Origin of the sequence: Sphingorhabdus sp. Alg231-15 (assembly GCF_900149705.1) — a bacterium.
Lineage (GTDB): Bacteria > Pseudomonadota > Alphaproteobacteria > Sphingomonadales > Sphingomonadaceae > Parasphingorhabdus.
Genome location: NZ_LT703001.1, coordinates 1,330,536 through 1,343,563, shown reverse-complemented (window position 1 = coordinate 1,343,563; position 13,028 = coordinate 1,330,536). Strand labels below are relative to the sequence as shown.

General features: G+C 53.7%; 9 protein-coding genes. 1 reads left to right on the top strand and 8 read right to left on the bottom strand.

Going from position 1 to position 13,028, the window contains the following annotated elements; genetic code table 11:
• Positions 1-31: 31 nt before the first annotated feature.
• From DG177_RS06670 to DG177_RS06645, 6 genes are all read right to left on the bottom strand, one after another.
• Positions 32-835: a hypothetical protein gene (locus DG177_RS06670; RefSeq protein ID WP_108810780.1), complete on the bottom strand. Its 804-nt coding sequence runs from the start codon at positions 833-835 to the stop codon at positions 32-34.
• On the bottom strand, positions 822-2,876 hold the full coding sequence (locus tag DG177_RS06665; RefSeq protein WP_108810779.1) for a CHASE2 domain-containing protein: 2,055 nt from the start codon (positions 2,874-2,876) through the stop codon (positions 822-824). The genes DG177_RS06670 and DG177_RS06665 overlap by 14 nt, the downstream gene beginning before the upstream one ends.
• On the bottom strand, positions 2,876-5,986 hold the full coding sequence (locus DG177_RS06660; protein WP_108810778.1) for a CHAT domain-containing protein: 3,111 nt from the start codon (positions 5,984-5,986) through the stop codon (positions 2,876-2,878). The genes DG177_RS06665 and DG177_RS06660 overlap by 1 nt, the downstream gene beginning before the upstream one ends.
• Before the next feature lie 206 nt (positions 5,987-6,192).
• Positions 6,193-6,864 (bottom strand): nitroreductase family protein, encoded by a 672-nt coding sequence (locus DG177_RS06655; protein ID WP_108810777.1) that lies wholly within the window; start codon positions 6,862-6,864, stop codon positions 6,193-6,195.
• Positions 6,861-8,690: a cobaltochelatase subunit CobT gene (cobT, locus tag DG177_RS06650; RefSeq protein ID WP_108810776.1), complete on the bottom strand. Its 1,830-nt coding sequence runs from the start codon at positions 8,688-8,690 to the stop codon at positions 6,861-6,863. Before cobT ends, DG177_RS06655 begins: the two co-directional genes overlap by 4 nt.
• A gap of 81 nt (positions 8,691-8,771) precedes the next feature.
• Positions 8,772-10,889 (bottom strand): transglycosylase domain-containing protein, encoded by a 2,118-nt coding sequence (locus DG177_RS06645; protein ID WP_108810775.1) that lies wholly within the window; start codon positions 10,887-10,889, stop codon positions 8,772-8,774.
• 99 nt (positions 10,890-10,988) lie between these two features.
• Between DG177_RS06645 and DG177_RS06640 the strand changes: the two genes are divergently transcribed.
• The gene (locus tag DG177_RS06640; RefSeq protein ID WP_108810774.1) at positions 10,989-11,381 is read left to right on the top strand and encodes a hypothetical protein; all 393 of its coding nucleotides are present in this window, start codon (positions 10,989-10,991) and stop codon (positions 11,379-11,381) included.
• Here DG177_RS06640 and cobS read toward each other — a convergent pair.
• Entirely contained in the window at positions 11,378-12,367 is a 990-nt protein-coding gene (cobS, locus tag DG177_RS06635) for a cobaltochelatase subunit CobS (protein WP_108810773.1), read from the bottom strand. The two genes, DG177_RS06640 and cobS, sit on opposite strands and share 4 nt — an antisense overlap.
• Before the next feature lie 53 nt (positions 12,368-12,420).
• Positions 12,421-13,023, bottom strand: a complete 603-nt coding sequence (locus DG177_RS06630; RefSeq protein WP_337658575.1) for a J domain-containing protein — start codon at positions 13,021-13,023, stop codon at positions 12,421-12,423.
• Between the last annotated feature and the right edge of the window lie 5 nt (positions 13,024-13,028).

Here is a 13,028-nt window from a genome sequence, read left to right as displayed (position 1 = left end):
CTCACCTCGAGGCCTGAAATATACCCTATACTTAACCCTGATCTTGATCCGTTGTTGATCCCGTATCCAGTGTATCAACCAGCAGATCGAGCTGGCTCTGACAGCCATTGGCAATCAATGCCGCTGCCGCATCATCCAGATTTTGTGGCGCTTCGTTCAGCATCACGAAATTGACTTCGACAGACTTCTCAACATTGGAACCAATGACCTGATATTTTGCGCCATTGGTCAATGGCGCTTCAGCCTTTGGCCAGCTTTTCAGCGGATTACCCTTACGCCATGCGACTTCGGTGACAGTGCCATTGGCGGGCTGTACAATACTCGCCTTGGCAGAACCGGTATAATCGGGACGCCACAGGACCAAGGCATTGGCATCAGCAACACAGAATTTCCCACCCTTGGTCACGTCGAGAAACCACAGGTTCGGATTTTTGGGTGCAACATTCGTGGATCCGGCACCAGCACTACGAACGGCCCCCGTCCGCGCCCGGCTGCTTCCGCGATTGTTGATAAAGCTGGCCAGCCGTACCGAACTGTTTGAACGTGCCGCAGTGCCTCTGTTAAGTGAGAACGTGCCTGGTCCTTTCAGGACCCGTGTGCCGCCTTTGCCAAGGATCGTCACGCTATCCAGCTTTTTCAGCGTCAGTTTGGCGTTGTTCGCCAGTTTTTTACCAGCGGGATAGGATTTGGCAGAGGGTCCTGTGGACCTGACAACCATATTTTGTGCGACGGCGGCTCCACTCACACCGACCAGCAAAAGCGCGCCCAATGCCGCCTTGCCTAAGTTACGTGCCAGCTTGCCAGATTTAGCGGTTTTACCTTCAACCGAGTGCATAGCTTTCTCCATTCTTTGTTTTTTCCAGTCGTTTCAGCAAATTACCAAGACCAAGATCTTCGCTATATTGCTTCATCATGGCACTAAGTGCCTGAACATAATCAGTATCACCATTTTGATGGGCCGCTATGATAGCGGTCACTGCTTCACGGTCTTTTTGTTCCCAGTCGGGTACAGGTTCAAAGACTTCCACCGGCGTTGAACGGCCCCGCAGCGTAATCTTACCCATAGGCCGACACCAGTCGAGGCCAGTACGTTCCATCGCTTCCCGGCTTATCAGAACTTTGGTTTCCAGCGCCTTGTTGGCCGCTTCCAGGCGCGCTGCAGTGTTCATGGCATCACCCAATGCGGTATATTGAATACGCCCCTCACCGCCGAAATTGCCGACGATTGCGTCGCCATAGTGCATGCCGACCCGGGTGCGGCCAATGGGCGGCACGCCTTCAGGGACATTTTTGCGGAAGTCCTCGCCCGCTTGATAAAGTGCATAGGCGGCTTTGGCGGCGCGTTCGCCATCATCGGCATAAGCGATAGGGGCACCCCAGAACGTTACCAGCGCATCGCCGACAAATTTATCTATGGTCCCGCCATATTCCAGCGCGACTTCGCTCAGTCGGTCGAGATAGTCATTAAGCAACGTCGCAACCATTTCCGGTTCGATTGCATGGCTCAGCTTGGTAAAACCTTCCAGGTCGGTGAAGACCGCGAAAATTTTCCGTTTCTCCCCGTGTAGCGAAAGTTTTTCCGGATCGCGTAAAATCTCGCCGGCGATTGACTGGGGCAGATATTTGCCCAGTGCCCCTTGAGCGAAAGCACGCTGCTTGGAATTGATAGTTCGTGCTGCTGAACCGACCGAAGCATATCCAAAGAGCCAACCCAGAGCCCATCCGAACGCGGGCAATGTGAGTGTATCAGCACCAATATTCTGTAGAAAAAACGGGAAGACGAGAAAAAATGCGAACTGGCCAATCAAGATGCCAGCGACTTTGACCGCATTGCCCATGATGAGCGCAGAAAGCCCACCACATATCGCGACAATCAGGGCCGCTGTCCACAAGATCCATCCTGGGATCGGTGCCGGCATATCATCGTTCAACAGCTGCGCTAGCATATGGGCGTGGACTTCCAGACCAATCATCTTGCCATCAGTGCCTTCCAGATCACTGATTGCCCCAATCGGTGTTTCAAACCGATCGCGGTCGATAAAATCGCCGCCAATCAAGACATATTTATCCTGGATAAACGATTGTAGCATTTCCGCAGTTGCCGGATCGGCAAAGCTTTCGATCGGAAACTTGTCAAAAACAGGCATATCGGCGTTGGCTGGTACCAGGTAACGGATGGTTCCATCATTGGCCGAAAATCTGGGATTGGGTTTGGTCAGTGCCATTGCCATAAACGGCGGTGCGCCATCTTGTTCCGGTGTCCAGCGGCGCTGAACACCATCGCTGTCGGTATTCAGCCGGATGCTGGTTGGTTTCAGATTGGGCCCTTCGGCTTCGCTGAGAAAATCTTTGAGAAATTCATGTTCGGCGAAAGCGATTTCGGGATTATATTTGGGGTCCGCATAGGCCAGGTAAGTCGGCGTCTGCAGCTGCTTGAAGGTTGAAAGCAACAGTGCGTCATCGTCTTGCGGCATGGTGAACAGAATATCGATGCCAATCGACTTTGCACCGGCCGCATCGATAGTTTCCAGTGCCTGTGCCAGAATTGTTCGATCAACCGGCGAGCGCTGGCCGGTCAGCTTCAACGTATCTTCGTTGTATACGATCATCACGACCCGGTCTTCTTTCTCAACCTGGGGTGCAAAGACCGAAGCGCGCATGTCGTATAGCGCGCGCTCGGCATCCTGGATCAATGGAGTCGTCCAGCTGAACCGCGCCATCATCAGGGCGAGGATCAGGAACAAGATCGTAGAACTGAGCCGGATCGGACCCAGTTGATCGAACAGACGACGCAGCGATTGCAAAACTCCGCGGGCTTCCGCCTTGACGTCGCGGCTTGATGATGCCGGGTCGGTATGGCGAACTGCCTCGGTCATTATTTCAAAACAGATACCGCTGGATTGGAGAGGTTGGCGTCTGCGCTTTGATCATTGGGCAAAAACGTTCTGGAGCCGTCACCAACAATTGCGAAGGCCGCCCAATAATAGGGATGCGAAGTGACGGGGTCTTCCATCAGTTTTTTCTGCGAACTTCTGAGCGCCGTGGCAATGGATTGCCCTTGGCCCTCAACAAACAGGCCGCCGATCAGGCGTTCTGTTGCCTGAAAGTCGTCCGGTGCTGGCCAATGGCTTGCCAGGACAGACCGGCTTCCAGCGCCGACGAAGGAACGCACGAGTCCATCCAAGGCAGTGCCGCCTCCGCTGCTGACGCCTGCTTCGCGGGTGGCCTTGATGCTGGCTTTACCGGCCGTGTCACAGGCGGAAAGGATGACGATGTCGGCATCCAGTTTCAGATCAAAAATCTCGTCGAAGGCCAGCAAGCCATCGGATTGCTCTCCACCGAATGACGTCAACAGAGCAGGCTTAGCGGGACAGGAAGGTTTGGGAGCGGTTACCAGACCGTGTGTTGCAAAATGAAGGATACGATATTCGGCCAGATCGGACTTTGCCAGAATTTGATCGTCTGAAAAGGCGGTACCGGTAAGAATGTCCGACCCGCTTTGTCCGATGATCGAACGCGCCTGTACAAGCTCGGCATCGGAAATCGGATTATTCCATTCGTTCAGCGACCAGTTACAGTTTGCATCAAGGCCTTCGGTTGAAGCCCGAACACCGCCGATCTTGGTGTTGGCCAATATTGGCTGATTTTTACCGAGACCAAGATATTGGCGCGTTGCCCCGGAAGCAGGCGCCTTTCGTGCGTCGGCAAAACTTCGGGCGGAGACAGCGGTACTGACGTCGGTATCCGTGCCCAGCCACTGGACACCGGTAAAGTCATACGGATCACCATCAGGCTGTTCGATCCGTGCGAGATAGCTTGCTACCGATGCGTCGTCTGCAACCAGCAAATTAACCGGCAACCGCAGCATTGCGCCATCGGGTTCAAAGATCAGGTGGTTTTTGACGGCCAGACGTTCTGACATCGGAGCGAGCAGCGCTTTGTAAAGATCCCGCGCAGTCTCGATATCAAAGGGATAGGTAACATATTGTCCATTTTCAAAAACGGAAATGGAAGCACGCAATTTGTCGACCTGTTCGTCAAGCTCTTCTGCGCTGAGCGCCGCTTTATAGGCGGTTGCAAATTGTTGATCGGCGTAAAACATGAAAATGTCTCTGCCGACGATCGCCATACGCAGATAGGCTTCGGATGGCCGCATATTGGTACGCAATTCGGCAAGGTTGATCGCGCTACCGGCAACGGCCCGATATTGCGGGAATTGCGAAAGATTGACGATCGTCAATTGTTGACTGCGCTCCAGTTCATCGATCTCGGCGGCAAGATCAGCGCGTCGCCGTCGCGTTTCAGAAGTGGGTTCCAGTTTGCCCAGAGCGGTGAATCGCATGCGTAGCCGCTCAATACTGCGATCGAGGTTATTGGATTGCCGGAACAAACGTGCGGCTTCATCGGTGCCACCGCTGAGTTCGCGTGACAGGGCTGCCTGAGTTTCAGCAACACCTGGGCGAACCAATACTTGAGAGGCCTTGAAAAACTCTTCGGCCGAGCCAGGGTCATCACTCATGAGCGCGAAATAGGGTGCCAGCTGATTGGCAATACCGGTGATAGCACTCCTCTTACCGAGCGAGTTATCAACTACCTCGCGATAAAATTGTCTGGCTTCATCCTGTTTACCGCGGCGCAATAGATAGCTGGCCAGTTTGGCCTTCGCTCCGTTGACCGCGCGTGTTTCTGGATATTGGATTTCGACGAGTTCGAGGGCATTGCGCAACAATTGTTCGGCATTGCTATATTCGCCCTGATTTTCGGCAATCAGAGCCAGTTCTGACAATATCTGCGTCCGCAGCCGGGTGATCGACGTCACCCGGCCATCGCGGATCGCGACTGCCTGATTATAAGCGGTCGTCAGCGAGGCTTGGGCTGCGGCATCTTCCCCCCGGATGCGTTGCGCAGTGCCGATTAATTGCAATGCCTGTGCATCAATAATCTCAGAGCGTTCTGCCGTAGTCAATTTGAGTTCATCGTTGAAGCCAAGCAGATTGGCGGTCGTATTGTCACCATTAATCCGGGTCGCGATCGGAGTAGTAATGGTCAGGCTGGTTGCAAGCGCTTCCTTTTGAATTTTGTTCGCTTTGATAGGCAGATTGATTCTCTCGACAGCTTCTTCATAGCGTCCCTGGTTGAGCAAATGCATGCCTTCAAAATTGCGCAATAGTTTCTGGTTTATGACATTGTCAGACATGACCGACCGGGCCTGTGCGAATAGCTCGTCGGCTTCGGCAAATTCACCAAGGTTTGATTTCTGCAATGCACGGTTAATATAATATTCTTCTGGGTTGATATCCTGATCGTCAAGGCCGGTGGTGCGCTGTTGTAATGTTTCAAAAAATGCAGCGGCTTCGGCATAGTTTCCGCTCAGATTGCGGCGATATCCTTCTGCCAGCGCTTGTTCGGGCTTAAGCGTCAGGGCCTGAACGCGCGCAAAGGCAAATGGATCTTCAATCGATGTTGAAGCAACGTCGATTTTGCCTTTGACAATCTTGTCGGCCATGATTGATTTGAGCGCCAACAAAGTTGCGCTGTCATAAGCACTAAGGCCTTCGGCAACATAAGATATATTACCGCGTTGTTTCCTAAAGATGGAATAGCCGACGGGTTCATCGGTCAGCTTGCACGTTTTTCTAGCCAGACCATCCACTGTGTCTTCGCCATCGCATGCGATGGAATCCTTACGATGTTGAGCAATGCGGGCCAGCACATCATCGTCGGGCGAACGGAACGCGTAAACATGACCAACTGGTCGCGCCGAGTCACGGCAGACTACGGCCCAACTGCGGTCAAAAATACTCTGCTTGGTTTTGTTTTCGAGACTGCGGTCCTGAACCTGACACAGGGTACCGTCACCGGACCCGATCGGAAAGCTATCACGCAATGCGACCGGCGTACCTTGCGCATAGGCAGCTGACGACGTCGCGATCCATAGCGGAAGCAATGCCAAAAGCGGCAATCGAAAATTTTTCGGACCGATCATATATACCCCACAATAATCAGGACAGCCTATCCATAACGGTTAAGCTGTTCTTATTGCGACCCGATTTTCCCCTCGAATATGTTCATAAGCGACATTTCCGAGTCTGGTATAGTAATTTATCGACACAGGCGTGAGAAACTGGTGACAAATGTCACCTTATGAGACACTTGATAATAATATCTTTTTAAATCAGTATTTTAGCGGAATCAAAATCCGCGAAATTTTACAGTTTCGGCCAACGAGACGCGCGGAACCTCAAAATTGTTAATCGGTGCATCGGGATCACGATAACCAATCGCCATGCCGCAGAAAAAGATATGGTCATCATCAATATCGAGCAGCTCGCGCATATAGGTGCCATACATAGCCCAGATTTCTTGTGGACAGCTGTCGAGTCCTTCTTCGCGCAATAGCAGCATTACTGTCTGCAGCCACATGCCCATATCCGACCATTGCGGTGGCCCCATATATTTACGGGTGTAGGTGAACAGCTGCACAGGCGCACCGAAACTGTCCCAATTGGCCATCATCTGCTTGATCCGTGCGCCGCCGTCTTCTCTTGGAATCTTCAGGGAATCGAACATCGCCTTGCCAACGCCCTTGCGCTGCTCTTCGTAGCGCCCTTCCAGGTCTTTGGGATAAATATCATATTCCATATTCTCGCCAGCCGGAGCGGTAGGAACTTTGGCCTTTATGGCCTCTGCAATGCGTGTCAGCTCATCGCCACCCACAACTACGGCATTCCATGGCTGAGTGTTGCCGCCTGATGGCGAACGCGAAGCGGTTTCGAGGATATTCTGGAGCGTTTTCTGGTCGACGGGTTTGTCGAGAAACTGGCGGACGGAGCGGCGGGATTTGACAGCTTCGGATACGTTCATTTTGTTTCCTCATCGAAAAGGCCGGCCAGTTGTTCGACCATGGTTCCACCCAGTTGTTCCGCGTCCATTATGGTGACAGCGCGCTTGTAATAGCGGGTCACATCATGGCCGATACCGATGGCAACCAATTGTACCGGTGAACGGCTTTCGATCCAGTCGATCACTTTACGCAGATGATTTTCCAGATAAGCGCCATGGTTCACCGAAAGGGTTGAGTCATCCACTGGCGCCCCGTCGGAAATGACCATCAATATGCGGCGTTCTTCGGGTCTTGCGATCAGTCGGCTATGCGCCCAGAGCAACGCTTCGCCGTCGATATTTTCCTTGAGCAGGCCTTCGCGCATCATCAGGCCGAGATTTTTGCGCGCTCGCCGCCAGGGTTCGTCCGCCTGCTTGTAAATGATGTGGCGCAAGTCATTAAGCCGCCCGGGATTGGCCGGGCGATCTGCCGCCAGCCAGCTTTCGCGGCACTGACCGCCTTTCCACGCGCGGGTGGTAAAGCCAAGTATTTCGGTTTTTACGCCGCAGCGTTCAAGCGTGCGCGCCATAATGTCGGCGCTTATCGCGGCAATGCTGATCGGGCGTCCCCGCATAGAACCGCTATTGTCTATCAAAAGGGTGACGACCGTATCGCGAAAATCGGTTTCGCGTTCGATCTTGTAGGACAGGCTGTGCGCGGGATTGCTGACTACGCGGGCCAGGCGGGCGGCATCCAGCATGCCTTCTTCCTGATCAAAATCCCAGCTGCGGTTCTGCTGCGCCATAAGGCGGCGTTGCAGGCGATTGGCAAGTTTTGTGACCGCGCCCTGTAAATTGGTCAATTGCTGATCGAGAAAGGCGCGCAGCCGAGTGAGTTCTTCCTCATCGCACAGTTCGGTGGCGCTTATTATCTCGTCATATTTTTCGGTCCATGGCGCATAGTCGAAACCTGGTGGAAGGTCTGACATTGGGCGATTGGGGCGGACTGGCATCATGCCATCGTCACCAGCATCGCCCATTTCCTCTTCTGCACCTTCTTCAAGATCGTCGGCGTTTAACTCACTCTCGCTTTCCTGCGCGTCATCTTCGGACTGTTCGGAACGCATATCCTGTTGGCCTTGATCGCCGGTCGCTTCATCATCCGCGCCATCGTCTTCCTGATCTTCGCTGTCGTCATCGGATTCGTCATCATTGTCGTCGGATTCTGAAGCTTCATCATCACTGTTGATCAGGTCGAGATGTTCGAGAAGCTGGGTGGACAGTTTGGCAAAGCTCTCCTGATCGTCGAGCGTGAGATTCAGGCCATCGAGATCGGCACCTGCGCCTTCCTCAATCCACTCGCGCAGCATCTCGAGGCCCTTCAATGTCGATTCCGGCGGTGCTTCGCCGGTCAGCTTTTCCCGTGCTAGCAATGCGATTGCCGTTGAAATAGGCACTTCATCGCGATTCTGTGCGCGGGAAATTGGATCTGACCGCATCCGCATTTCCAGAGCCGCATCAAGATTTCCATTCACGCCCTTCATATTGCGGGAACCCAGCGCATCCGTACGGACCTGTTCCAAGGCATCAAAACACGCTCTGGCAATGGCCTCTTGCGGTGCATTTTTGCGGTGACGGTTTTCGTCATGATAGCGCAGTTTCAGCGCGAAGCTGTCGGCAAAACCACGGGCCTGAGCCACCTGATCAGAGGGCAGATCGCGCGCCGGCATCGGGACCTTGAGATGCTGGCCTGATTGTGAGGGGGCTTCAGCGGTGTAAGCCAACTCCACCTCGGGTTCATGCGACATAGCGCGCGCAGCACCGCCGAGTACGTCTTTCAGATCATCAAGTTTGGAACGGTCAGCCATAGAAGACAACAGCCATAAGCGGAAAGCCGAAGGGAATCAAAGGTCTAAATTCCACCTTTTTGGTAGGGATAGCGTTGCTTCTTAACGATCCGTAGCGTCGCGTGCTTCTTCACGTCTACTTTCGATCTCCACACCATCACTATCAAGACGCAGATCAAGGGGGATGCCGCCAATTTCGGTAGATATTGAGACACCCTCTCCGCCTTCTATGCGAAGCTCAGCATCTCCCAGATCAATCGGTACATCCTGCAAATCATCAATATCCGGTATGTCGAGCGGTTTGATCGGTCCGTCGGGATCGGGTTTGGTGACGGGCTTTGGATCGGTTGCCGGACCAACGCCTTGCACCGCCTGGCGCATGAAGTTTCGCCAGATGCGGGCTGGAACCCCGCCACCGCTAATGCCTTTGAGCGGTGAGTTGTCATCATTGCCAACCCACACGCCGACAACAAGGTCGCCAGCATAGCCGACAAACAGGGCATCGCGATTATTCTGGCTGGTGCCGGTTTTGCCGTAATTGGGAATGGACAGCTGCGCATTGCGGCCTGTGCCTTCGTTGACGGCGGTACGCAACATGTCTTGCATCCGCTCATGTGTGTTGTTGCCATAGCGTCCAGGCCAATCGAACAGCCATTCTACCCAGCTTTGTTCTTTCTTTTTGAAGGCATAGGGCTTGACCGGCCAACTGTTGCTCGCGACGCCGGCATAGGCGGCGGTCAGCTCCAAGAGTGTCATCGTCGACGTGCCAAGCGCCAAACTGGGGTCATCCTCTGCTAAATTTGACGTGACACCGAGATTTTTAGCTTCGCGTATGACAGCTTTATCCCCAACCTGACCGAACAGGCGAACTGCTGCGACATTGCTGGATTTGGCAAAAGCTTCCTTGAGGCTGATTTCGCCACGATATTTTTCTCCGGCATTTTTCGGAAGATAACCGCCTTTGGTAATCGGACTGTCGTCGACCATGTCATCCGGTCGGATATCAGCCCGCAGGGCAGCCAGCCAGACGAACAGCTTGAACGTGGATCCTGGCTGGCGCTTGGCTTGTGTCACCCGGTTAAAGGCGGAGTCCTTGTAACTGCGACCACCAATCATCGCGACGACTTCACCATCCGGCCGCATCGCCACCAAAGCAACTTGCGCTTTACCAAGCGGCGCACGGTTGACGACACTATTGGCAATTTTCTGCAATCGGGAGTCCAGCGTCGTGGTAAGTGTCAGCTTGCTATAGCTCATTTCCGATAATGCCCTGGCTCTTGGCATTGCCCAGTCGGCAAAATAGGTGCCGGTTGGAACGGTGTTTTTTGCCCGCACATCCAGCACTGGATTGGGCAGATTGTCGGCCTCTTTCTGGCCCAGAAAACCGGCGGCAACCATCGCCGACTTCACCAGCTTGGCACGCTTCGCTGCAAGATTGGGGTTACGGGTTGGCGCGAGGCGGGAAGGGGCCTGCACCAGACCGGCCAGCATGATCGCCTGTTCCGGTTTTAGATTTTCCGGCTTGCGATAATAATAATGCAGGGAGGCAGCACGCAGACCGTAAACATTGTCGCCAAAATAGACGTTGGACAGATAACGCTCCAATATCTCATCCTTTGATAATCGCGCCTCCATCCAGAAAGCGATCAGCATTTCGCGCGCTTTGCGGGTCAGGCTGCGCTCCGGAGTGAGGAACGTGAGCTTAGCCAGCTGCTGCGTAATCGTGCTGCCGCCCTGGGTCATGCCGCTGCCGGTCGCGTTGCTCCAAGCGGCACGGGCGAGACCGCGCGGGTCAACACCCCAGTGAGAATAGAAGCGCCGGTCTTCAATCGCCAGAAACGCGTCGACGACATGATCGGGTAGTTCGGCAATCTGCACCGGTTCATCAACCACCGCGCCGTTGCGCGCAATCGGCTGGCCGTCAGACGTGAGCAAAGTGATTTGCGGGGGAGCGATCGGCTGCAGAGATTTGGACAGCGGTGCGGTAATGGCGAGCCATGCGATCAGCAGAATGAAGAGGAATAGAAACGCAGCCAAACCGCGGCTGAACCACCACCACTTGCCGCGTGGTTTTTTCAGCGGAGCGAGCGGCTCATCCTGCAGATGAGGAGGGAGAGCATTGCCGTAAGGTTCGTAGAAAACGGTTTCTACAGGCTTGCGTCGCCGGAAAAGCCAGAATCGGCTGCGGCCATCGGAATCGGGGGAAGTCCTCTCAAGCATTGCAAAACTGTATTAGCAGCATAACACGGTCTTGGCGAGAAAGAAGTTTTGAAAAACGGCATGATTTGTTACGCATCCCAAAATCGCGGAGGAATTAGGATGCTGGAAAAGCTCAGACAGATTGGAGATATTTTCAAACTGACGCAGCGTGAATATGAAGCCACAATCAATGCACTGAACATATTCTTTGGCGCTATTATCGGTGTTAGTCTGGGAAACATCACCGAAATCCCGTTGCAAGACTATATCATGCTCTTAGTGGTCATTGCGACAATGGTAAGCAGCATCCTAATGGTGACTTATACCCATCGCCCGCTGTGGAATAGCCTTGTTCTTGCCGTCATATTCCTGGCTGCCTGGTATGCAGAAAGTGACTCAAGCGGCCAGCTCATTGATTTTCCTGATCGCGTTCTGCCAACCCTATCGGTGTGGGCGGCCATGGCCATAATGACAGAGTTTACTGATCGTACGCGTGATCCAGAGGAAAATTAGGCCCCAACCACGCTTTCCGGCAGATCTTCGCCAAAGACGCGTTGGTAATATTCGGCGACTAGCATGCGTTCGGCTTCATCACATTTGTTGAGGAAGCTAAGACGGAAAGCGAAGCCGACATTGTTGAAGATCGCGGCATTCTGGGCCCAGCTGATTACAGTCCGCGGGCTCATCACGGTCGATATATCGCCATTCACAAAGCCCTGACGCGACAGGTCAGCGACCTTGATCATATTCTCAACCGTTTTGTCGTCCGTGTCCGGAACCTTCGAAAGAATGACCTGCGCTTCAGTTGCGGCTGGCAGATAGTTGAGTGTGACAACAATATTCCACCGGTCCATCTGGCCTTGGTTGATCTGCTGTGTGCCGTGGTACAGGCCGCTCGTATCACCGAGACCAACTGTGTTGGCAGTGGCAAATAGGCGGAAATTCGGGTTCGGGCGGATGACCCGGTTCTGATCGAGCAGGGTCAATTTGCCTTCTGCTTCAAGCACACGCTGGATCACGAACATCACATCGGGGCGACCGGCGTCATATTCGTCAAAAACCAGCGCTGTCGGGGTCTGCAACGCCCATGGCAGCAGGCCTTCGCGAAATTCGGTCACCTGCTGGCCGTCTTTCAAAACAATGGCATCGCGGCCGACCAGATCGATACGGCTGATATGCGCATCGAGGTTGATGCGGATACATGGCCAGTTCAGCCGGGCCGCAACCTGCTCAATATGGGTCGATTTACCTGTTCCATGAAAACCCTGCACCATCACCCGGCGATTAAACGCAAAGCCGGCGAGGATCGCGGCGGTGGTATCCTGATCAAACACGTAAGACGGATCAAGGTCGGGAACACGCTCGTCCTTTTCGCTAAACGCAGGGATCTGCATGTCCAGATCAATGCCAAACATTTCCCGTGCATCAACGGTCTGATCCGGAGCTGCCAATACAGTTTCGCCGCTGCCGCTAGGATGAGTATTTGGGATGTCAGTCATGTTGGTCCTTTGAAAACTCCGGCCTCATTATGAAATACAAAAAGCAAGAGCCACTATCTAAAATCTGGTGATTCCTTAAGCTGCGTATAGGCCGCGATGACATTTGCCAACTGTTTCTCATGACTTCTGTTGCCGCCGTTGCGATCGGGATGATATTTGCGCACCAGTTCAGAGTAACGCCTGCGGATTTCCCCACGCTCCGCATCCTCGCCAAGCCCTAGCGTCTTGAGCGCTTTGCGGTCGCCAGCATTGATCGTTCGACCGGGTGTTTGGGGTCGTGAAACACTGGCAGCAAATCTTGCACCGATAGCGTCCAGTGGGTCCGTAAAATCGGTCCATGCCGGCGCTGCGGTTGGACCTGTGTCGTAGATTCGCCGATTGCTGTCCCATCCGCGAATGGGGTGCTGGGCTTGGAAAATCTGCTCCTGATCCATGCCATCGAAATAATCATAGCCTTGATTAAACTCGCGAACATGATCGAGGCACAGCCAGCGATATTCGCCCGGACCGTCATAGCCATGCCGGGCACCATAAATGGGCGGTGCACGAAATTCGCCCTCTTCCTTACATCCATCAATCGCGCAAGATCGCCCTTCGCTTTCCACACGACCATGGAAACGGTTCGGTTTCTTTTTCTGAGGATCGGAGGAAGGCAAAAGAT